Genomic DNA, 21,481 nt, shown 5'->3' with positions numbered 1-21,481 from the left:
GCACCACGCCGTTGCCCGAACGGCGGGCGTGAGCACCACGCCGTTGCCCGACCTGCGGGCCCGAGCACCACGCCGCCCCGTCTTCGGCTTCGGCACGGCGAGCGCGATGGGCGTGCTCGGCGACACCTGGCTGATCGTGTCGATCGGGCTGACCGCGCTCGCCGCGCTCGTCCTCGTCGCCCTGGTCCTGCCCCGCCAGGGCGCGCTCCTGGAAGGAGGCGGGACGCGCGAGGCGACCGTACGACTGGCCATGTTCACCGGGATGTTCAACCTGCTGTGGGCAACGGTGACGGTCCTGATGATCATCCGGCCGGGGTCCACCACCGGGGCGTGAGATGCCCCGGCACGTTCACCACATTCGACGGGTCCTCAGTTTTTGTTATCCGCCCCCACTCCCGCACGTCTCCTCACCGTCCCCCTCCACAGGTACGCGACTTACGACGCTGAGGTACGAAGACGTGACACGACAGATCAGCCGCCGAAGCATGATGAAGGCCGCGGGCGCGGCAGCCGGAGCGGTCGGCATCGGTACGGCCGTCTCTCCCACCCCCGCCGCAGCGGCCGGCTCCGCCTACGCGCACCCCGGCCTGCTGCACACCCACGACGACCTGGCCCGTATGGCCGCCAAGGTGAAGGCGGGCGCCGCGCCCTACACGGCCGGGTTCGCCAAGCTGACCGCCAACCGGCACGCGCAGAGCGGCTGGGCGCCCAATCCGCAGGCGACGGTGTACCGGGGTGCGGGCAGCCCGCAGAACTACGTGGGCCTCTACAACGACATCCACGCGGCCTACCAGAACGCCCTGCGCTTCCACATCAGCGGCGACACCGCGCACGCCGACACCGCCGTCGCGATCCTCAACGCCTGGTCGGCGAAGCTCACGTCGATCGAGGGCTCCGCCGACCGGTTCCTCGCGGCCGGGCTGTACGGCTACCAGTTCGCCAACGCCGCCGAACTCGTCCGCGACCACGACGGCTTCGAACTCGCCCGCACCCAGAAGGTGCTGCGCGACGTCTTCGCCCCGCTCAGCGAGTCCTTCCTCACCGACCACAACAACGCCGTCGTCACCAACTACTGGCCCAACTGGGACCTGACGGCCCTCGCCTGCGTCCTCGCCGTCGGCATCTTCTGCGACGACAGCGCCAAGGTCGACCAGGCGGTGGAGTACTTCAAGCACGGCGCCGGGCTCGGCGCGGTCAAGAACGCCATCCCCGTCGTACACGACGACGGGCTCGGCGAGTGGCTGGAGGCCGGCCGCGACCAGGGGCACGCGCTGCTCGGCGTCGGCCTGATGGGCACCGTCTGCGAGATGGCCTGGAACCAGGGCATCGACCTCTACGGCTACGACGACAGCCGCTTCCTCAAGGGCGCCCAGTACGTCGCCAAGTGGAGCCTCGGCGGTGACGTGTCGTACACCGCCAACACGCGCCGCAAGGGTGCGATCGGCGGCTGGTCGGGGACGGAGACCGCCTCCGACGCCGCCGGCGTCGACCCGGCGATGACGCGTCCCATCTGGGCGATGATCGCCAACCACTACACCAAGCGCCGGGGCCTCTCGGCGTCGTACCTCACCCGCGCCGCCGCCAAGGCCGCGCCCGAGGGCGGCGGCGGGGACTACGGGCCCAACAGCGGCGGCTACGACCAGCTCGGCTTCGGGACGCTGGCGTTCACGCGGGACAAGGCGAAGGACACGTCGGCGGCGCCGCGTCCGGCGGCCTCGGCGCCGTCCTCGGCACCGGGCGCTTCGGATCCGCGGCCGCAGAGCGCGTCCACGCCGGCCGCTTCGGCCGCCGCCGCGCAGGGCGGCTCGACGGATGGCTCGAAGGGCGGCTCGAAGGGCGGTGACCTCGCGGCCACCGGATCCGCCGACGTCGTCGGCTGGACCGCCGCCACGGGGATCACCGCCCTCGCCGGGGGGCTGCTGTTGCTGCGGCGGCGCGGCCGGGGACAGCGCGAGTCGCAGTAGACCGCAAGGGGTGCCCCCTCCGCCCAAGGGGGCACCCCTTGCTCTGTCAGAAGGCGGGCGCTGTCGGGTCAGGGCTCTGTCGGGGTCAGGGCCCTGTCGGGTCAGGGCTCTGTCGGGGTCAGGGCCCTGTCGGGTCAGGGCTCTGTCGGGGTCAGGCCGTCGCCGTCCTCGAGTCCCCCTTCTCCCGCGCCGTCGCCGACTTCGACCTCGACCTCGACTTCGCCTTCGTCGCCGCCGCCGTCAGCGGCTTGGCGACGTCCTCCAGGGAGCGCCGCTCCGCGTTCACGGCCAGCAGCGCGGCCACCACTCCGGCCACGCACATCAGCGTCGCGCCGATCTGGAAGGCGAGGACCGTGTCGCCGACCTTGCCCGTGCCGGTGAGGTCGGCGAACAGCAGGGGGCCGCTGGTGCCGCCGGCGGCGGTGCCGAGGGCGTAGAAGAAGGCGATGGACATCGCGCGCGTCTCCATCGGGAAGACCTCGGAGACGGTCAGGTACGCGCTGGAGGCGCCCGCCGAGGCGAAGAACAGCACCGCGCACCAGCAGGCCGTCAGCGTCCCTGCGCTCAGCGAGCCGCGGTCGAACAGCCAGGCCGTGCCGAAGAGCAGCAGGCCGGAGAGGAGGTACGTCGACGAGATCATCACCCGGCGGCCGACGGTGTCGAAGAGCTTGCCGAGCAGCAGCGGGCCGACGAAGTTGCCGACGGCGATGACGGCGAAGTAGTAGCCGGTGTGGCCGCTCGGCACGTCGAAGAACGTGGTGAGGATCGCGCCGAAGCCGAAGGTGATCGCGTTGTAGAGGAACGCCTGGCCGATGAAGAGGGCGAAGCCGAGGACGGCCCGCCTGCGGTAGTCGGAGAAGACCGTGCGGCCGATCTCCAGGAACGTGACACTGCGGCGCTGGTGGATGGTGATCTCGTCCTCCGCCCGCGGCAGCGGCTCGCCCTTCTCCTCCTCCACCCTCCGCTCGATCGAGGACACGATCCGTTCCGCCTCGCCGTCACGGCCATGGATCATCAGCCAGCGCGGGCTCTCGGGGACGTGCCGTCGTACGAGGAGGATCACCAGGGCCAGTACGGCGCCCAGGGCGAACGTCAGCCGCCAGCCCACGTCGGCCGCGAAGACGTCCGTGTTCAGCGCGACGATCGACAGCAGCGAACCGCCGACCGCGCCCAGCCAGAAACTGCCGTTGATCATCAGGTCGACGCGGCCGCGGTACTGGGCGGGGATCAGCTCGTCGATGGCGGAGTTGATGGCCGCGTACTCGCCGCCGATACCGAAACCGGTGAGGAAGCGGAAGAGCAGGAACCACCAGGTGTCGAAGGAGACCGCGGTCAGGGCGGTGGCCCCGAGGTACACCGCGAGGGTGACCATGAAGAGCTTCTTGCGGCCCCAGATGTCCGTCAGGCGGCCCCAGAAGAGGGCGCCGACACAGGCACCCGCCACGTACAGCGCGGCCGCGATGCCGGTGACCTGCCCGGATGTGATCGGCAGTCCGCTGCCGGGCTCCGAAAGACGGCTCGCGATGTTGCCGACGACCGTGACCTCCAGGCCGTCGAGGATCCATACGGTGCCGAGTCCGAAGACGATCGTCCAGTGCCAGCGGGACCACGGAAGGCGGTCCAGGCGGGCGGGGATGTTCGTGGTCACCGTACTGCCGGTCGCGGCGTCAGCGGTTGTCATGGGGCTCCCTCCTCACTGAGCGGAACCCCGGGCGAGTGCCCTCGGGCAGCGGGCCTACGCTCCCAGCACCCGCGCCACCGTGTAGATCAACAGGCCCGCCAGTGAGCCGACGACCGTGCCGTTGATGCGGATGAACTGGAGGTCGCGGCCGATGTTGGCCTCGATCTTGCGGGTGGTGTGTTCGGCGTCCCAGCCGGCGACGGTGTCGGTGATGAGGGAGGTGATCTCCTTGCGGTAGGTGGTCACGACGTGGACGGCCGCACCCTCGACCCAGCTGTCGACCTTGCTCTGGACCTTGGGCTCGGTGGCCATGCGGGTGCCGAGGGAGAGGAACGAGGCCCGCGCGCGCAGGCGGAGCTCGCTGCGCTCGTCCTCGGCCGCCGAGACGATCATGGATCGTACGGCGGTCCAGGCGGAGGCGATGAGGTCCTGGACCTCGCCGCGGCCCAGCACCTCGCCCTTGAGCCGCTCGACCCGCGCGCGCGTCTCCGTGTCGGACTGAAGGTCGGAGGCGAAGTCGGTGAGGAAGCGGTCGAGGGCGCCGCGGGCGGGGTGGGAGGGCATGTCGCGCATCTCCGCGCAGAAGCGCAGCAGCTCCTTGTAGACGCGCTCGCCGACCTTCCGGTCCACGAACCGCGGGGTCCAGCCGGGCGCGCCGCCCTGCACGGCGTCCATCACGGAGTCTCCGTGCAGCACCAGCCAGTCGTGCGCGCGGGAGACGATCAGGTCGACGGCCCGTTTGTGGCCCCCGTCGAGGACGATCTTCTCCAGCATCTTGCCGATGCCGGGCCCGATCTCCTGCGCATTGGCACGGCGGGTGATCGCCTCGCCGACCACCGCCTGCACGTCCGAGTCGCGCAGGACCGTCAGCGCGCCCCTGAGCGCGGTCGACAGCTCCGCGGTGACCCGGTCCGCGTGCTCCGGCTCCGCCAGCCACGCGCCGAGGCGGCTGCCGATGCCCACGGCCCGCAGCCGCTGCCGTACGACGTCCTCGGAGAGGAAGTTCTCGCCGACGAACTCGCCGAGCGAGACGCCCAGCTGGTCCTTCTTGTTCGGGATGATCGCGGTGTGCGGGATGGGCAGGCCGAGCGGGTGACGGAAGAGGGCGGTGACCGCGAACCAGTCGGCGAGCGCGCCGACCATGCCGGCCTCGGCCGCCGCGGCGACGTATCCCGCCCAGGGGCCCGCGCCCTGGTGGCCGGCCCACTCCGCGAGGACGTACACCACCGCCACGAACAGCAGCAGCCCGGCGGCGGTGAGCTTCATCCGGCGCACACCGCGCTGCTTCTCCTCGTCTGCGGCGCTGAAAACGGTCATCGTGCGCGCGGGCGATCCCGGCCGCCCCGCTCCCACCACGTCCGGTTCACTCGGATTCATACGCTTCATCCGCTCCACCCGTCACGTTATTCCGCACACATTGTCCCTTCCTGCCTTACTCCTGGAACAGAACGAGAGTTCCCAGCGTCTGTGTACCGGGGGCCCAATGGGGGGTCCTGCTCAATCCTCCCTCCGCCTCGTGTCGCATCATGAGGTGATCACTTTCGGAGCCCTGGGCTCCCCTCCTCTAGGAGACGCACACCCGCATGACCAAGCGTCACGGTTATGCCCTGCTGTCCGCGATCATCGCCGTGATCGTGGCCCTGTCCGCCGCGATATACGTCGGGGTCGCAGCGGACGACGGCAACAGCGAGGACACCCTCGCCGCACCCCGCACTCCCCACAACTCCGCCGCCCCCGCCTCGACCGGCGTCTGGGTCGGCACCTGGTCCGCGTCCCCCGTGGGGGCCGAACCCGGCACCGAGGTGAACGGCCTGGCGGGCCGCTCGGTCCGCAACGTCGTCCACACGAGCGTCGGCGGTACGAGTGCCCGCATCACGCTGTCCAACCTCTACGGCACCCGGCCGCTGACCATCACGCACGCCTCCGTCGCCGTCGCCGCCGCCGACAACACCGCCTCGGCGGCCGCGGAGACCATGCGGCGCCTCACCTTCGGCGGCAACCCCGTGGTCGTCATCCCGGCCGGCGACCAGGTGATCAGCGACATGGTGACCGTGCTCATCCCGCGCGACACCGACGTGCTGGTGACCACCTACTCCCCCACCCCGTCCGGGCCGGTGACCTACCACCCGCACGCCCGTCAGCTGTCCTACCTGGCCGAGGGCGACCGCACGGAGGACGCCGACGCCACCGCGTACACCGCACACGCCGAGTACTGGCGGTACCTCACCGCGCTGGACGTGCTCAGCAACGAGTCCGACGGCACGGTCGTCGTCTTCGGCGACTCCATCACCGACGGCGTGACCTCCACCCTGGGCGCCAACCGCCGCTGGCCCGACGTTCTCGCGGACCGGCTGCGCGCGGCGGTCGAGCAGCGGCAGGACGTGCCGCGCTACAGCGTCGTCAACGAGGGCATCAGCGGCAACCAGATCCTCACCGACGGGCGGGGGCGGCCCGCCGACAACCCCAGCGGGCTCAAGCGTTTCAGCCGTGACGTGCTCGGCCGGACCAACGTCAAGGTCGTCGTCATCGACCTCGGCGTCAACGACATCCTGCGCAACCGCCGGCTCGCCGATCCCGACCGGATCCTCACCGGTCTGCGCCTCATGGTCAGGCAGGCCCACGCCCGCGGCATCAAGGTCGTCGGCGCGACCCTCATGCCCTTCCAGGGCCACCGCGGCTACACCCCGGCCCGCGAGGCCGTCCGCCAGGAGATCAACGCCGCGATCCGCGACGGCGACGTCTTCGACGCGGTCGCCGACTTCGACAAGGCCCTCCGCGACCCCTACAACCCCCGCCGCTCCCGCCCCGACTACGACTCCGGCGACCACCTCCACCCCAGCGACGAGGGCTACGCCCGCATGGCCGAAGTCTTCAACCTGCCCGCACTGAAGGGCTCGGCCCCGGCAGAGCTGTAACGCTCCGCGCCAAGCGGTAGCGATGTCAGTGCGGGCGGGTTGCCGCTGGGCAGAGGTCGCGCAGCCCGGCGCTGTCAGGGCACCGTCCGCGCCCACCCGTGCCGCCCCAGCGGCACGACTGCCCGCGGGATGGACGGCATCGTCGCGAGCCGCGGGCATGCGTGCCGCCTGGGGCAATGGGGGTCCCCCGCTCGAGCGAAGCCGAGAGTGGGGGAGGGTGGGCGCGGGCGGCAACCCGTCGGCGCCGGGCCGCGCGACGCCCCTCTGCCCGGCGGCAACGCCGGGTCAGTACTCCCGGTGGCGGTACCTGTCCCGGCGTTCCTCGCGACGGTCCTCGCGCCGCTTCTCGCGACGGTCCTCGCGCCGCTCCCGCATCACGTCCCGATGCCCGTCCAGCATCTTGCGGTGGGCCTCCTGGATGTCCTCGTGGAAGGACTCGTGCAGCTCTCTCATCGCGGCCTTGCGGTCCAGCTTCTCCTGCCGCCGCTCCGCCTTCGTCCGCTTGCGCTCGACCCCGACCCCGCCCCAGAAGGCGAACCCGGTCACGACCACCCGAGGCGCCCCCGGCTCCCCCGGCACGCCCACCTCACGGTGGTCGAAGCCCCCCATCACACCGATCCCCCGCACCACGACCTCGACCCCGGGCGGCACGACGATGTTCACGCCGCCCATGATCGCGACGCAGTTGATCTCCACATCGCCGCCGGCGAAGTTCGCCTCGCGCAGATCGATCTCCCCGCCACCCCAGAAGGCGAAGCAGTTGAACCGCCTCGGCACGGTCCAGCGCCCCTTGCGCTGAAACCCCGACATGACGGCCACCGCCCACGTCGACGACCCCTCGCCGCCCACGATCCGCCGACCCCAACCGGCCCCGCCCTCCGGCTCCTTCGCCAGGGACACGGACGGCGGCACGACCCCCGCGGCCGGCAGATCACGCGTGATCGGCGCCAGCTCACCGTACGTACGCGCCTGGTACGTCGCGTCCAGCCGCTCCTCGAACTCCGCCATGTCGAGCCGCCCCTCCGCGAGGGCGTCCCGCAGGACCTCGGCGACTCGCTCACGATCGGCGTCGGAGGCCCGCAGTTCCGGAGTGTTGTCGGTCATGTACAGCAGCCTACGAGTTCCCGCCGCAGGGCACTACGCGCTCGCTCGCTCCGCGTACATTTTGGCGATCACGGCCTCGATGTCCGGCTCCCGCACCGACAGATCCACCAGCGGATACGCCTCAGCGATCCGCGCCACCAGCGGCGCCGCCGACTGCGACGCCGGGAACGCCAGCCACTGCCGCGGCCCCTCCACCCGCACCACGCGCGCGGGCGCCGGCGCCTCGATGGGCGGCAGTTCCCGCTCCAGGTCCACCACCAGCGTCCGCTCGCTCTCCCCCGCCTCGTGCAGCCCCGCGAGCGGCCCGTCGTACATCATCCGGCCGTGGTCGATGACCATCACGCGCGAGCACAACTGCTCGATGTCCTGGAGGTCGTGGGTGGTCAGCAGCACCGTCGTGCCGCGCTCGGTGTTCAACTCCCGCAGGAACTCCCGCACCCTGGCCTTGGAGACCACGTCCAGGCCGATCGTCGGCTCGTCGAGGTACAGCACCTCGGGATCATGCAGCAGAGCCGCCGCGATGTCGCCGCGCATCCGCTGGCCGAGGGAGAGCTGCCGTACCGGCACGTCCAACAGCTCGCCCAGGGCGAGGAGTTCCACGAGCCGGTCGAGGTTCTCGCGGTAACGGCCGTCGGGAATGCGGTACATACGGTGCATCAGCCGGTAGGAGTCGATCAGCGGCAGGTCCCACCACAGGGTCGTACGCTGCCCGAACACCACCCCGATGCGGTGCGCGAGACGGGTGCGCTCACGGGACGGATCGATGCCCGCCACCCGCACCCGGCCACCGCTCGGCGTCAGGATCCCGGTGAGCATCTTCACGGTCGTCGACTTGCCCGCGCCGTTGGGGCCGATATAGCCGACCATCTCGCCGCGCGCCACGGTGAAGGACAGCGAGTCGACCGCCCGCACCTGCCGCCGCTCCCGCTTCAGGAACCCGCTCTTCTTGCGGACGTCGAAGACCTTCTCGACCCGGTCCACCTCGATGAAAGCCTCGTCCATATGTCCTAACTCCCCGTACTCCGATACGACCGCAGCCCCGCCCGCCACGCCACCCCCGCCAGCGCACAGCACACCCCCGCCACCAGCGGAGGCGCGAACGCCGCCCATTCCGGCAGGCCGAGCGGGTACGACCGCCCCAGCACGTACGCCGCGGGCACCCAGTTGACGAAGGCCAGCGGCAGCACGAAGGTCACCCCACGCACCAGTTCCTTGCCGAACACGCTCGGCGGGTACTGAAGCATCGTCGTCCCGCCGTACGTGAACGCGTTCTGCACCTCCGACGCGTCCTGCGCCACGAACTGGAAGGCCGCGCCCGCCACGAACACCGCGCAGAAGATCACCGCGCCACTGGCCAGCATCACCGGCATCAGCAGCACCTTCAGCGGCGTCCACGCGATGTCGCACCCGGCGAGCCCGTAACCCAGCACCAGCACGCCCTGGGTGATCCGGGCGACCCGGCGCAGCGCGAAGCGGTCCGCGGCGACCTGCGCGAGCACCGGCGCCGGCCGCACCAACAGCGTGTCCAGAGTGCCGTCGCGTACCCGCTTGCCCAGCCGGTCCATCGAGCCGATCGCCAGGTCCGCGAAGCCGAACGCCGTCGCGGACAGGCCGTAGAGGAAGGCGACCTCGGGCAGCGAGTAGCCGCCGAGCGCGTCGATCCGCGAGAACATCAACAAGATCGCCACAAAGTCGAGCCCCGTCACGACCAGACCACCGAGCGCGGTCAGGACGAAGGAGACGCGGTAGGCCATCGTCGAGCGGATCCACATCGCGGCGATCAACCGGTAGGCCCGCAGCCCTTCGGCGAGCCGGCTGCTCTCACCCACCCTGCACCACCACCCGCCGCGTCGCCGCCGACTGCAGCAGACGCCCCGCCGTCAGCAGCACCGCCGCCCAGGTCACCTGAAAGACGTACGTACCCAGCGGAGCCGCCTCACCCATGAGGACGTCGGCGGGCATCTGAAGCAGCGCCGACCACGGCAACGCCCGTACGACCTCCCCGAGCACCCCCGGAAACACGTTCAGCGGCAGCATCATCCCCGAGCAGAACAACCCGGTGATCATCAGCGTCTGCGTCACGCCCGTGCCGTCCATCAGCCAGAACGCGCTCAGCGCCACCAGATACCGGATCGCGAAACTGACGACCATCCCGAGCACCACCGCGACCAGGAACGCCACCCAGGTCAGCCAGTCGCCCGGCAGCGCCATCGGGAAGACCAGCATCCCGAAACCGAAGGGGACCACACCCCGCCCCAGCAGCTGGAACAGCGCCCGCCCCAAGTCGCCCGCCAGCCACCACAGTTGGAGATCCGCCGGCCGGTACAGGTCGATGGCGACCTCCCCGGTGCGAATGCGTTCCATGAGATCATTCTCGAAGCCGCCGCCCTGGACGGCCAGCGTCGAGTACAACGCCTGCCCCAGCCACACGTAGGTGACAGCCTGCGCCTGGTCGTAACCGCCCAGATGCGGCCGCTCGTCCCACAGGGCGAGATACGTGTAGACGAGGATCAGGCCGAAGACCGTGTTGGTGAACACCCCGGCGGCAGTCGCCGCCCGATACGTCGCGTACCGTCGGAAACCACCCGCCGCGACGGCCGCGTACAACCGCGCCGAACCCACGGCAACCGCCCTCCTCGCCCGCCCGAAGCCTGCCCGACACCGAAGCGCAGGAGCCTAGCCCGCAGGTGACATGGCGTGCCACGCCTTTTCCGGGACCTTTCCGGGACCTTTCCGGGCCCATTCCGAGCACAACACGTGCCGATTGCCGGGAACGGAACGCATGGTGCGACAGTCTTCAACCAGGGGCGCAGAAGGCGTACGAGGGCGTACGGGAACGTACGACGCGAAACAGGAGTCCGTGCACGAGATGAGTGACGAGCCGCAGCCGCAGCAGCCGACAGAGGGCTGGGCACCGAGCGAGCCCGAGGGGGACGGCAAGAAGGCAAAGCGACCCAAGCGCACCGGCTGGCGCCGCATCATCCCGACCTGGCGCATGGTGCTCGCCACCTTCGTCCTCGGCACACTGCTCCTCGCCGGCCTGTTCTTCCTCGGCTACTCGATGGTCAAGATCCCGCCGGCCAACGCCCTCGCCACCATGCAGAGCAACGTCTACCTCTACGCGGACGGCAGCGAGATCGCCCGCGACGGCGAGCTCAACCGCGAGAACGTCACCCTCCCGCAGATCTCCAAGGACGCCCAGCACGCCGTCCTCGCCGCCGAGGACCGCGACTTCTACACCGAGTCCGCCATCGACCCCAAGGCGATGCTGCGCGCCGGCTGGAACACGGCCACCGGCAAGGGCAAACAGTCCGGCTCCACCATCACCCAGCAGTACGTCAAGAACTACTACCTCGCGCAGGAACAGACCGTCACCCGCAAGGTGAAGGAGTTCTTCATCGCGATCAAGCTCGACCGCACCCAGAGCAAGAACCAGATCCTCCAGGGCTACCTCAACACCAGCTACTTCGGCCGCAACGCCTACGGCCTCCAGGCCGCCGCCCAGGCCTACTACGGCGTCGACGCCATCGACCTCACCCCGGCCCAGGGCGCCTACCTCGCCGCCCTGCTCAACGCGCCCAGCGAGTACGACATCGTCGCCCACCCGCAGAACAAGGCCGCAGCCGAGGCCCGCTGGAACTACGTCCTCGACGGCATGGTCAAGAAGGGCTGGCTCACCGAGTCCAAGCGCGCCGGCATGAAGTTCCCCATGCCGAAGGAACAGACCGTCTCCATCGGCCTGTCCGGCCAGCGCGGCTACCTCGTCGAAGCCATCAAGGACGACCTCAGCAAGAACAAGATCCTCACCGCGGACGAGCTCAAGTCCGGCGGCTACCGCATCACCACCAGCATCCAGAAGAGCAAGCAGAACGCCTTCGTCGACGCCGTCAACGACCAACTGATGTCCAAACTGGACAAGAAGAACCGCAAGGTCGACAACTACGTCCGCGCCGGCGGCGCCTCCGTCGACCCCAAGACCGGCAAGATCGTCGCTCTGTACGGCGGCGTCGACTACGTCAAGCAGTACACGAACAACGCCACCCGCGGAGACTTCCAGGTCGGCTCCACCTTCAAGCCCTTCGTGTTCACCTCCGCCGTCCAGAACGGCTCCGTCACCCAGGACGGCCGCACCATCACCCCGAACACGATCTACGACGGCACCAACAAGCGCCCCGTCCAGGGCTGGAGCGGCGGCACCTACGCCCCCGAGAACGAGGACCAGTACTCCTACGGCGACACCTCGGTGCGCACCGCCACCGACAAGTCCGTCAACTCGGTGTACGCACAGATGGCGGTCGACGTCGGCTCGGAGAAGGTCCGGGAGACCGCCATCGACCTCGGCATCCCCGCGAACACCAAGGACCTCAACCCCTACCCCTCCATCGCCCTGGGCACCGCCACCGCCAGCGTCCTCGACATGGCGGAGGCATACGCGACACTCGCCAACCACGGCAAGCACGGCACATACACCCTGATCGAGAAGATCACCAAGGAAGGCAAGAACGTGGTGGAGCTGCCTAAGCGCAGCACCCGCCAAGCCGTCAGCCGCGAGGCCGCCGACACCACGACCTCGATCCTGCGCAGCGTCGTCCAGAACGGCACCGCGACCGGCGCACAGGCCGCCGGCCGCCCCGCCGCCGGCAAGACCGGCACCGCCGAAAAGGACACCGCCGCCTGGTTCGCCGGCTACACGCCCGACCTGGTGACCGTCGTCTCCGTCATGGGCCAGGACCCCGTCACGGCCGCCCACAAGCCGCTCTACAACGCGCTGGGCCTGCCCCGCATCAACGGCGGCGGCGCGCCCGCCGACATCTGGGCCCAGTTCACCAAGACCGCCCTCAAGGGCAAGCCGGTCACCGACTTCGACCTGGTCCTGGAGGAGGGCGCCGACCAGATCCAGGAACCCCCGGCCCGAACCAGCCCCGACCCGAGCACGAGCGAGGAGGAGGACGAGGACGAGCCCTCCGGCGACGAGGACCCCGACGGCCGGACCGAAGGCCGGACCCAGGGCCAGACGAACGGCGGCACCACCGGCAACACCACGCCCGCGACGCCCACGACCGGCGGCACCCAGGACGGCGGCACCACCGCCGGCACACCCACCACGGGCGGCACGCAGGACGGCGGAACCACCGACGGCACGACCGACGGCGGCACCACCGACGCGGGGACGACCACCGGCACGACCGCGGGCAACGGCACCACGACGGGAACGTCGAACGGCGACAACCCGTTCTTGCCGACGCGCAGGGAGTGAGAACGGCACCCGGGTTGACCGGCAGGCACAAGAAAGGGCTGGTGGCGATGGCCACCAGCCCTTTTCGCTATGACATGCGCTGCGCGTTGCTCTACAGGTACAACCCGGTCGAGTCCTCCGACCCCTCGAAGCGGTCGGCGGCCACGGCATGCAGATCACGCTCACGCATGAGCACGTACGCGACGCCACGCACCTCCACCTCGGCGCGGTCCTCCGGGTCGTACAGAACCCGGTCGCCCGGCTCCACGGTCCGTACGTTCTGCCCCACCGCCACGACCTCCGCCCAGGCCAGCCGACGGCCCACGGCCGCCGTGGCGGGGATCAGGATGCCGCCGCCGGAACGCCGCTCGCCCTCACCGGCTTCCTGCCGCACGAGTACACGGTCGTGCAGCATCCGGATGGGCAGCTTGTCCTGGTGGGTGCTGTGGTCGTTTCTGTTGGCGCTCACGCCTCTGAACCTACCTGCCTGAAACGGATCCGTACGCCGCCGGGTCAGCCCCTGCGGCGCCGCGTACTCAGGGCGAGCAGCGTGACCACACCGACCACGGCGAGCGCGACAGGCACGACCCGCTCCAGGCGGGGCCCGCCCTCCTCGTCCACGAACTGCGCCCGCGCCTGAGTCACAGCCCGGTTGACCTGCACATACGCCCGCCCGACCGTGTGATCGATGTTGGCCGCCACCTTGGCCTTCGCGTCCCCGACGATGGTCTTCGGGTGCACCCGCACCCCGATCTCGTCGAGCGTCTCGGCCAGCACCTCGCGGCGACGCTTGATGTCCGCCTCGATCTGCGCCGGGGTTCTGGTGTCCGACGTGTCCGCCACCGTACGGCCTCCGAAGGTCTGCTGATGCTGTTCTGGACAGTCTGTCAGCTTCATGCCCGCTCGCGCCGTCAGGACCCCCCGTTAGGCTCGGACCGATACCGCCCAGCCGCGCACACGAGGAGACGACACCGATGTCCGAGCGACTTCAGCCCGGGGACGAGGCCCCCGCGTTCACCCTGTCCGACGCCGACGGCAACGAGGTGTCGCTGGCCGACCACAAGGGCCGCAAGGTCATCGTCTACTTCTACCCGGCGGCCCTGACCCCCGGCTGCACCAAGCAGGCGTGCGACTTCACCGACAACCTCGACCTCCTCGCCGGCGCCGGCTACGACGTCATCGGCATCTCCCCCGACAAGCCCGAGAAGCTCGCCAAGTTCCGCGAGAAGGAGTCCCTCAAGGTCACCCTCCTCGCCGACCCCGACAAGACGGTCCTCGACGCGTACGGCGCCTTCGGCGAGAAGATGAACTACGGCAAGACCTACATGGGCGTCATCCGCTCCACCATCGTGGTCGACGAACAGGGCAAGGTCGAACGCGCCCTGTACAACGTCCGCGCGACGGGCCATGTCGCCAAGATCATCAAGGACCTTGGGGCCTGAGGCCGCGTTTGCCGCACCGCAGGGGAGCGGCTCACACCGGGGTGTCCTGGTGTGAGCCGCTTCACGCTTTTCGGGCGCGACTGTCCGATAACCGCTTCGTTATTCCGTACGAGGTCACGAACGTGTGACCGGAGGCGGAGGGGAACGGTGGGGGCCAGGTACACCCATGAACTGCTCCACGAGGCAGCTCGTACGACAACGAACTGGGACGACGCCGTGCGATGGTGTGGAGGGACGCCAACGCCGGGCAGCAGACGCTATCTGCGCCAGAAGATGGCGGATGCGAGTGTGGACGTTTCACACTTCCCCACCCAGTGGGTACGCCACAGCACAGCGCAGCTCCAAGAGGCCGTGGCCGCCTCGACCAGCATCAAGGAAGTGGTCCGCCGCCTTGGAATCAGCCCGGTGGGGGGCAACCACACCCACATCAGCCGCCGCATCACAACGCTCGGCATCGACACATCTCACTTCACGGTGCGACGAGGCAGGCCAAAGGGTTCGCGTGGCAATCCACTCACCCTGGGAGCACCAGAGGACGGCAGAATCCCTGGGAAACGGCTACGACAGCACCTGCTCCGAACCGGAGTCGAGGAAGCCTGCGCAGTGTGCGACACCGGCCCCCAGTGGAACAGCAAGCCCCTTCGGCTGGAGGTCGACCACGTCAACGGCGACTGGTGGGACAACCGCCCGGAGAACCTGCAGCTGCTGTGCCCCAACTGCCATGCGGTAACGGATACATACCGAGGTCGCAGGCGCAGGAGGACCGCATGACCAAGCCGGAATTCACGTGCGACGTACTGACTCGGGCTGCCGCCACAGCCACGAGCTTGGTCGACCTGATGCGTGAGCTGGGCGTGCCGATGGGCAGCGGCCCTCGCCGCTATCTCAGCCAGCGGCTCCAGCACTACGGCATCGACATCTCGCACTTCCGCGAGGAACCACTGCCGGAACGTGAGCGGCGCAGCTACCCGGAGGACCTCCTGCGGGAAGCTGCCGCCCGTTCTCACAGCATCAAAGAGATGCTGGAATACATGGGCTTTCCCCCGCGCGACAGCCCGTACGGTCACATCAGAAAGAAGCTGGACAAGTTCGGGATCGATACCTCGCACTTCACCGGAGGGCGCAGATACGGCCCCGGCACTCATCCGCGTGAAGAACTGGCACCTGTCGTAGAGGCCGCCGCAAGCCTGACCGGAGTCCTGGCCGCCCTTGGCCGGAGCAACACCGGTGCAGCTCGGGCACTCGTGAAGCGCAGCATCGAGTTCCATGGGCTGTCGACCACCCACTTCACAGGACAAGGCCACTTTCGCGGCACCCGTTCCCCGAACCGCAGAACGTCGGTCGAGATCTTGGTGCTCCTCGCTCCGGGAAGCCCTCGCACCAAGACACACATGCTCAGGCGGGCCCTGGATGACCTCGGTGTACCGCATGTTTGCGGGGAGTGCGGTACAGGAGACACATGGCAAGGCAGAAGGCTCGTCCTGGAGATCGATCACGTCAATGGTGACCGCCTGGACAACCGGCGGAACAACCTGAGGTACCTGTGCCCGTCATGCCACAGTCAGACAGACACCTTCTCAAACCGCAGGCGCGAGGACGTCATTGCCTCGCCGCCGAGCCAGGCACAGTACAGTAAGCCTCCTGGGCCCGTACCCCAGCTGGCCAAGAGGGCGCCGCTTTAGGTGCGGTGTGTCGTGGGTTCGAGTCCCACCGGGCCCACCCAGCGAGAGGGCGCCGCACTGATGAGTTCGGCGCCCTTCACCGTGCCGTCTCAGCCCAACAGCTGCCGCACCACCGGCACCAGCGCCCGGAACGCCTGCCCCCGATGGCTGATCGCGTTCTTCTCGTCCGGGGTCAGTTGCGCGCACGTGCGGGTGTCGCCCTCCGGCTGGAGGATCGGGTCGTAGCCGAAGCCGTTGGTGCCGACGGGGGTGTGGCGGAGGGTGCCGTGCAGGCGGCCCTCGACCACCTCCTGTCGGCCGTCGGGCAACGCCAACGCCGCCGCGCAGGCGAAGTGGGCGGCGCGGTGTTCGTCGGCGATGTCGGAGAGCTGGGCCAGCAGCAGTTCCAGGTTGGCGCGGTCATCGCCGTGCTTGCCGGACCAGCGGGCGGAGAAGATGCCGGGGGCGCCGTTCAGGACGTCGACGCACAGGCCCGAGTCGTCTGCGACCGCCGGGAGGCCCGTGGCCTGGGCGAGGGCGTGGGCCTTGAGGAGCGCGTTCTCGGCGAAGGTGACTCCCGTCTCTTTGACGTCCGGGATGTCGGGGAACGCGTCCGCGCCGACGAGGTCGTGCGGCAGACCTGCGTCGGCGAGGATCGTCCGAAGCTCGGTGATCTTTCCGGCGTTACGGGTGGCGAGGATCAGGCGGGTCATGCGTCCAGTATCCCGACCGGCCGGCCCGACCCACAGCCCGTCTTCCCTGAGACAAGCCCTACGGCGTGCACACCTTCGTCAGTTCGCCCGCCGCGTCCGTGATCGGGGTGAGGTCGGGGGTCTTGTCGCCGTTGTCGACCGATGCGCGGACGTTGTCGACGGCCTTGCCGAGGTCGTCGACCGCCTTGTTGACGTCGGCGTTGTCGGTCTTGTCGCCGATCTGGTCGAGGTTGTTGTCGATGGAGGTGAGGGACTCCTCCAGCTGCGTCGGGTCGTTGGCCGCGTTGTTGACGGCCTGCTGGAGGTCCGTGACGCTGTCGGCGATCGCGTCGGCGGTCTGGACGCAGTCGAGTGCCTTGCTGACGGCGTCGCAGCCGGTGGTGAGACCGGCGGTGAGTGCGACGGCCGCCAGGGTGGCGGCAACGGCGGCGGTGCGGCGTCCGCGTCGACGGCTCGCGGCCATGGAACGGTCCCTCCCTCGTTCGGGCCCGGTCGGGGCCCCTTGTAATGGCCGGGCGCACGGCGGTGAGCCGTGCGCCCGTACTCCTGGAGACGTGGTGGCGGTCGGCGTGGTTGCCCGCCGCCGATCACTTCTTTTGGCGCGCCCTTTACCTTCTTTACCTTTCGAGGGCCGCGTCAAGGGCCTTGTGCTGGAGTGCGGCCAGCTCGGTGCAGCCGGAAACGGCCAGGTCGAGGAGGGAGTTGAGCTCCTCGCGGGCGAACGGCTCGGCTTCCGCCGTGCCCTGGACCTCGACGAAGCGGCCGTCGCCGGTGCAGACGACGTTCATGTCCGTTTCGGCGCGTACGTCTTCCTCGTAGCAGAGGTCCAGCAGGGGCAGTCCGCCGACGATGCCGACGGAGACCGCCGACACCGTGCCGGTCAGGGGCTGGCGGTTCGCCTTGATCAGCTTCTTGCCCTGGGCCCAGGAGACCGCGTCGGCGAGTGCCACGTAGGCGCCGGTGATGGCCGCCGTGCGGGTGCCGCCGTCCGCCTGGAGGACGTCGCAGTCGAGGACGATGGTGTTCTCGCCGAGTGCCTTGTAGTCGATGACGGCGCGCAGGGAGCGTCCGATGAGGCGGCTGATCTCGTGGGTGCGGCCGCCGATCTTGCCGCGGACGGATTCGCGGTCGCCGCGGGTGTTGGTGGCGCGGGGCAGCATGGAGTACTCCGCGGTGACCCAGCCCTCGCCGCTGCCCTTGCGCCAGCGGGGGACGCCTTCGGTGACGGAGGCGGTGCAGAAGACCTTCGTGTCGCCGAAGGAGACGAGGACGGAGCCCTCGGCGTGCTTGCTCCAGCCGCGTTCGATGGTGACCGGGCGGAGTTGTTCGGGGGTGCGGCCGTCGATTCGAGACATGGCTCTGAGCCTAGCCGCACAAGGGGAGAGGCCTCTCCCACGGTGGGGAAAGGCCTCAGCCGACGAGCGCCAGGGCGACCCGGGTGACCGCGAGTGACCGCGGGTGATCCCGGGTGACCCGGGATGTCACATCATGTCTTCGATCTCCGCGGCGATCGGGTCGGCGTCCGTGCCGATGACGACCTGGATCGCGGTGCCCATCTTGACGACCCCGTGGGCGCCGGCGGCCTTCAGGGCGGCCTCGTCGACCTTGCCGGCGTCGACGACCTCGGTGCGCAGGCGGGTGATGCAGCCTTCGACCTCTTCGATGTTGTCGATGCCGCCGAGCCCGGCGACGATCTTCTCAGCCTTGCTGGCCATGTTCCTTCTCCCTGATCCGAACCGCTTGGTCGCAGTAACCCACAGTCGGCCCGTCTTCGCGAGCGTTCATGCCGTCCGTGCCGAAGCTGACGTCACGACAACGGAACCGTCCAAAACTGGTCTACACCACCCGGCGGACGGTCGCCAAGCCCGGCCCCGTCGAGCGTTCGGGACAGGCCACGGCGGGTAGCGCTTCGGTAGCGGAATCAGTGGGTTCCTTATCCCGCCTTCATCGTGCTACAAACAGGTCTACACCACTCAGTGGTGTAGACCACCACCGATGGAGGACGTATGAGCACCGCCACCGCAACGGCGGCCCCCGCAAAGAAGCGGGGTTCCGGTCTGTTCCAGGGCCTGCAGAAGGTCGGCCGCAGCCTGCAGCTCCCGATCGCCGTGTTGCCGGCGGCGGGCCTCCTGCTGCGGGCCGGCCAGGCGGACGTCCAGGAGAAGTTCCACATCCCCGCCGATGTCGCGAAGGTGTTCGCCGGAGCCGGCGGCGCCCTGCTGGACAGCTCCCTCGGGCTCCCCCTGCTGTTCTGCATAGGCGTGGCCATCGGCTTCGCCAAGAAGGCCGACGGCTCGACGGCACTGGCCGCCGTGGTCGGCTTCCTCACCTACTACGCGGTGATTCACCAGTTCCCGATCAAGGACGGCCACGAGGGCGCCACCTACACGCCCGTCACCCCGTTCGGCGGCTTCTGGCAGAAGGGCAACGAGGCCGCCACGGCCGCGACCTTCCAGAATCCCGGCGTGCTCGGCGGCATCATCCTCGGTCTGCTGACGGCGGTGCTGTGGCAGCGCTACCACCGTAAGCAGCTCGTCGACTGGCTCGGCTTCTTCAACGGCCGCCGGCTCGTGCCGATCATCACTTCTGTCGTCGGCACGGCCCTCGGTGTCCTGGTCGTCCTCGGCTGGCAGCCCATCGGTGACGTCATCACCAACTTCGGCGAGTGGATGACCGGCCTCGGTTCCTTCGGCGCGGCCCTCTTCGGTCTGATCAACCGCGCGCTGATCCCGATCGGCATGCATCAGTTCGTGAACTCGGTGGCCTGGTTCCAGATCGGCGACTTCACCAACTCCGCGGGCACCGTCTTCCACGGCGACCTGCCGCGCTTCTTCGCCGGTGACCCGAGCGCCGGTCTGTTCATGACCGGCTTCTTCCCGATCATGATGTTCGGCCTGCCGGCCGCCGCCCTCGCCATCGCGCACTCCGCCCGTCCCGAGCGCCGCAAGGCCGTGCTGGGCATGATGACGTCGCTGGCCCTGACCTCGTTCTTCACGGGTGTGACCGAGCCGATCGAGTTCTCGTTCATGTTCATCGCCCCGGTGCTGTACGCGATCCACGCCGTCCTCACCGCGATCTCGATGGCCGTGACGTGGGCGCTGGGCATGCACATGGGCTTCAGCTTCTCGGCCGGCTTCACCGATGTCTTCATCAACTGGGGCATCTCCACCAAGCCCTGGCTGCTGATCCCCGTCGGCCTGGTCTTCGGCGCGATCTACTACGTCCTCTTCCGCTTCGCGATCACCAAGTTCAACCTCCCCACCCCGGGCCGCGAGCCCGAAGAGGAGGTCGAGGATCTCACCAAGGCGTGAGTCCCGCTCCGTACGACGTGCACGAAGGCCCCGGAACCGAGAAGGTTCCGGGGCCTTCGTGCACGCATGGAGAGCTAGACCGCGTACGACACCCTCGGCACCGCCAGTTCGACCGGGCCGTCGTACGTCGCGCGGGCGTCGGCGAGGTTGACCTCGGGGTCGGTCCACGGGGGGATGTGGGTGAGGACCAGGCGTCTCGCGCCCGCGCGGCGGGCCGTCTCGCCGGCCTCGCGGCCGTTGAGGTGCAGGTCGGGGATGTTCTCCTTGCCGTGCGTGAACGCGGCCTCGCACAGGAACAGGTCGGCGTCGCGGGCGAGTTCGTCGAGGTGCGCGCTGACGCCGGTGTCGCCGGAGTACGTCAGCACCTTCCCGCCGTGCTCGACGCGGATGCCGTACGCCTCCACCGGGTGGGCCACGCGTTCCGTGTGCACCGTGAACGGGCCGATCTCGAAGGTGGAGGGCTTCACGGTGTGGAAGTCGAAGACCTCGCTCATCGAGGAGGCCGAGGGGGTGTCGGCGTAGGCGGTGGTCAGACGGTGTTCGGTGCCCTCCGGGCCGTAGACCGGTAGGGGGTCGCAGCGTCCGCCGTCGTGCCGGTAGTAGCGCGCCACGAAGTAGGCGCACATGTCGATGCAGTGGTCGGCGTGCAGATGGCTGAGGAAGATCGCGTCGAGGTCGTAGAGACCGCAGTGGCGCTGCAGCTCGCCCAGGGCGCCGTTGCCCATGTCGAGGAGCAGCCGGAAGCCGTCGGCCTCTAGGAGGTAGCTCGAGCAGGCCGATTCCGCGGACGGGAACGACCCCGAGCAGCCGACGACGGTGAGCTTCATGGAACAGAAACCTCCGCTGGCGGGGAAACGAGAGAAGGGGCGTCGGGGGTCGTGCGGTCCGTCGAGCGTAAGGCGCAAAACCCCCGGTCGCTCCTCCGCCTAGGGCTGTTGTGGGCGAACTCACCTGTGCTGTCACCGGTTCGGGGCATCTTGTAACGTCGTCCGCTATGAACACGTCCTGGTGGCTCGCGGTCGCGGCGGTGGTACTGCTCGCGGTGGTCGCCACGCTCGTCGACGGGTGGGGGCGTGGGCGGCGTCCCGAGGGGCGCAGGACACGGCCGCCGGGGCGGCCCGAGCGGCGGCCTTCCGGGCGGCCGCAGCCGGCGGAGATCTGGTGGGCGAACGTGCCGTTCGAGGATGGTCCGGGGGCCAAGGACCGGCCGTGTCTGGTGCTGGTGGTGCGGGGTCGGCATGCGACCGTCGCGAAGATCACCAGCAAGAACCACAGTGGCCGGGCCGGGGTGATCCCGCTGCCGCCGGGCGCCGTGGGCGACGCGCAGGGCCGGGCGAGCTTTTTGGAGACGGACGAGCTGCGCCGGGTCCCGGTGGGTGACTTCCGTCGCCGGGTGGGTGTGGTGGACCCGGTCCTGTGGGACCAGGTCCGTCACCTGACGAGGTGACCCGGGC

General features: G+C 69.4%; 20 protein-coding genes, 1 tRNA gene and 1 pseudogene. 9 read left to right on the top strand and 13 right to left on the bottom strand.

The window, feature by feature from the left end:
- Positions 1–76 precede the first annotated feature (76 nt).
- Both ACFYWX_RS22300 and ACFYWX_RS22295 read left to right on the top strand, forming a co-directional pair.
- Positions 77–334, top strand: a pseudogene (locus tag ACFYWX_RS22300) (hypothetical protein); the annotation flags it as partial.
- 151 nt (positions 335–485) lie between these two features.
- Positions 486–1,964: an alginate lyase family protein gene (locus ACFYWX_RS22295; protein WP_389425891.1), complete on the top strand. Its 1,479-nt coding sequence runs from the start codon at positions 486–488 to the stop codon at positions 1,962–1,964.
- 151 nt (positions 1,965–2,115) lie between these two features.
- Here ACFYWX_RS22295 and ACFYWX_RS22290 read toward each other — a convergent pair whose 3' ends face one another.
- Together ACFYWX_RS22290 and ACFYWX_RS22285 are read right to left on the bottom strand one after the other, a co-directional pair.
- A complete protein-coding gene (locus ACFYWX_RS22290; RefSeq protein WP_389425795.1) occupies positions 2,116–3,645 on the bottom strand; it encodes an MFS transporter in 1,530 nt (509 codons plus the stop codon).
- A 54-nt stretch (positions 3,646–3,699) separates the two neighbouring features.
- Entirely contained in the window at positions 3,700–5,031 is a 1,332-nt protein-coding gene (locus ACFYWX_RS22285; RefSeq protein ID WP_389425794.1) for a DUF445 domain-containing protein, read from the bottom strand.
- Positions 5,032–5,228: 197 nt separating this feature from the next.
- On the opposite strand from ACFYWX_RS22285, the gene ACFYWX_RS22280 reads away from it, so the two are divergent.
- Complete coding sequence (locus tag ACFYWX_RS22280; RefSeq protein WP_389425793.1) at positions 5,229–6,560, top strand: SGNH/GDSL hydrolase family protein; 1,332 nt, start codon at positions 5,229–5,231, stop codon at positions 6,558–6,560.
- Positions 6,561–6,845: 285 nt separating this feature from the next.
- Here ACFYWX_RS22280 and ACFYWX_RS22275 read toward each other — a convergent pair whose 3' ends face one another.
- The 4 genes from ACFYWX_RS22275 to ACFYWX_RS22260 are packed head-to-tail and all read right to left on the bottom strand — an operon-like array spanning position 6,846 to position 10,286.
- Complete coding sequence (locus ACFYWX_RS22275; RefSeq protein ID WP_389425792.1) at positions 6,846–7,664, bottom strand: DUF1707 domain-containing protein; 819 nt, start codon at positions 7,662–7,664, stop codon at positions 6,846–6,848.
- A gap of 33 nt (positions 7,665–7,697) precedes the next feature.
- On the bottom strand, positions 7,698–8,666 hold the full coding sequence (locus tag ACFYWX_RS22270) for an ATP-binding cassette domain-containing protein (protein WP_389425791.1): 969 nt from the start codon (positions 8,664–8,666) through the stop codon (positions 7,698–7,700).
- Positions 8,667–8,671: 5 nt separating this feature from the next.
- Positions 8,672–9,436, bottom strand: coding sequence for an ABC transporter permease (locus ACFYWX_RS22265; protein WP_389425890.1), 765 nt, complete (start codon positions 9,434–9,436; stop codon positions 8,672–8,674).
- 49 nt (positions 9,437–9,485) lie between these two features.
- Positions 9,486–10,286: an ABC transporter permease gene (locus tag ACFYWX_RS22260; RefSeq protein ID WP_389425790.1), complete on the bottom strand. Its 801-nt coding sequence runs from the start codon at positions 10,284–10,286 to the stop codon at positions 9,486–9,488.
- 247 nt (positions 10,287–10,533) lie between these two features.
- On the opposite strand from ACFYWX_RS22260, the gene ACFYWX_RS22255 reads away from it, so the two are divergent.
- Positions 10,534–12,921 (top strand): transglycosylase domain-containing protein, encoded by a 2,388-nt coding sequence (locus ACFYWX_RS22255; RefSeq protein ID WP_389425789.1) that lies wholly within the window; start codon positions 10,534–10,536, stop codon positions 12,919–12,921.
- 91 nt (positions 12,922–13,012) lie between these two features.
- On the opposite strand, the gene ACFYWX_RS22250 is transcribed toward ACFYWX_RS22255, so the two are convergent.
- A complete protein-coding gene (locus ACFYWX_RS22250; protein WP_389425788.1) occupies positions 13,013–13,369 on the bottom strand; it encodes a GroES family chaperonin in 357 nt (118 codons plus the stop codon).
- Positions 13,370–13,413: 44 nt separating this feature from the next.
- Positions 13,414–13,743: a DUF3618 domain-containing protein gene (locus ACFYWX_RS22245; protein WP_389425889.1), complete on the bottom strand. Its 330-nt coding sequence runs from the start codon at positions 13,741–13,743 to the stop codon at positions 13,414–13,416.
- Between the two features lie 131 nt (positions 13,744–13,874).
- On the opposite strand from ACFYWX_RS22245, the gene bcp reads away from it, so the two are divergent.
- The 3 genes from bcp (at position 13,875) to ACFYWX_RS22230 (ending at position 16,061) form a co-directional block, all read left to right on the top strand.
- The gene (bcp, locus tag ACFYWX_RS22240; protein WP_389425787.1) at positions 13,875–14,342 is read left to right on the top strand and encodes a thioredoxin-dependent thiol peroxidase; all 468 of its coding nucleotides are present in this window, start codon (positions 13,875–13,877) and stop codon (positions 14,340–14,342) included.
- A gap of 273 nt (positions 14,343–14,615) precedes the next feature.
- Positions 14,616–15,113: an HNH endonuclease gene (locus tag ACFYWX_RS22235; protein WP_389425786.1), complete on the top strand. Its 498-nt coding sequence runs from the start codon at positions 14,616–14,618 to the stop codon at positions 15,111–15,113.
- An 872-nt stretch (positions 15,114–15,985) separates the two neighbouring features.
- Positions 15,986–16,061, top strand: a tRNA-Leu gene (locus ACFYWX_RS22230).
- 52 nt (positions 16,062–16,113) lie between these two features.
- On the opposite strand, the gene rdgB is transcribed toward ACFYWX_RS22230, so the two are convergent.
- The 4 genes from rdgB to ACFYWX_RS22210 all read right to left on the bottom strand — a co-directional run bounded on the left by rdgB (position 16,114) and on the right by ACFYWX_RS22210 (position 18,431).
- Complete coding sequence (gene rdgB / locus ACFYWX_RS22225; RefSeq protein WP_389425785.1) at positions 16,114–16,716, bottom strand: RdgB/HAM1 family non-canonical purine NTP pyrophosphatase; 603 nt, start codon at positions 16,714–16,716, stop codon at positions 16,114–16,116.
- 58 nt (positions 16,717–16,774) lie between these two features.
- The gene (locus tag ACFYWX_RS22220; protein WP_389425784.1) at positions 16,775–17,179 is read right to left on the bottom strand and encodes a hypothetical protein; all 405 of its coding nucleotides are present in this window, start codon (positions 17,177–17,179) and stop codon (positions 16,775–16,777) included.
- Positions 17,180–17,333: 154 nt separating this feature from the next.
- Positions 17,334–18,071, bottom strand: a complete 738-nt coding sequence (gene rph, locus ACFYWX_RS22215; protein WP_389425783.1) for a ribonuclease PH — start codon at positions 18,069–18,071, stop codon at positions 17,334–17,336.
- A gap of 126 nt (positions 18,072–18,197) precedes the next feature.
- Complete coding sequence (locus tag ACFYWX_RS22210) at positions 18,198–18,431, bottom strand: glucose PTS transporter subunit EIIB (RefSeq protein ID WP_016438052.1); 234 nt, start codon at positions 18,429–18,431, stop codon at positions 18,198–18,200.
- 291 nt (positions 18,432–18,722) lie between these two features.
- Here ACFYWX_RS22210 and ACFYWX_RS22205 point away from each other — a divergent pair, with 291 nt between their 5' ends.
- Positions 18,723–20,027, top strand: coding sequence for a PTS transporter subunit EIIC (locus tag ACFYWX_RS22205; RefSeq protein ID WP_389425782.1), 1,305 nt, complete (start codon positions 18,723–18,725; stop codon positions 20,025–20,027).
- A gap of 74 nt (positions 20,028–20,101) precedes the next feature.
- Here ACFYWX_RS22205 and ACFYWX_RS22200 read toward each other — a convergent pair whose 3' ends face one another.
- The gene (locus ACFYWX_RS22200; protein WP_389425781.1) at positions 20,102–20,854 is read right to left on the bottom strand and encodes an MBL fold metallo-hydrolase; all 753 of its coding nucleotides are present in this window, start codon (positions 20,852–20,854) and stop codon (positions 20,102–20,104) included.
- Between the two features lie 167 nt (positions 20,855–21,021).
- Here ACFYWX_RS22200 and ACFYWX_RS22195 point away from each other — a divergent pair, with 167 nt between their 5' ends.
- Positions 21,022–21,474 carry a type II toxin-antitoxin system PemK/MazF family toxin gene (locus tag ACFYWX_RS22195; protein WP_389425780.1) on the top strand — a complete coding sequence of 151 codons (453 nt, stop codon included), beginning with the start codon at positions 21,022–21,024 and terminating at the stop codon, positions 21,472–21,474.
- Positions 21,475–21,481: the final 7 nt, after the last annotated feature.

Source organism: Streptomyces sp. NPDC002888 (genome assembly GCF_042888465.1).
GTDB lineage: Bacteria > Actinomycetota > Actinomycetes > Streptomycetales > Streptomycetaceae > Streptomyces.
Note: the sequence above shows the minus strand (reverse complement) of the source record. Positions and strands in the feature narration are given on the sequence as shown.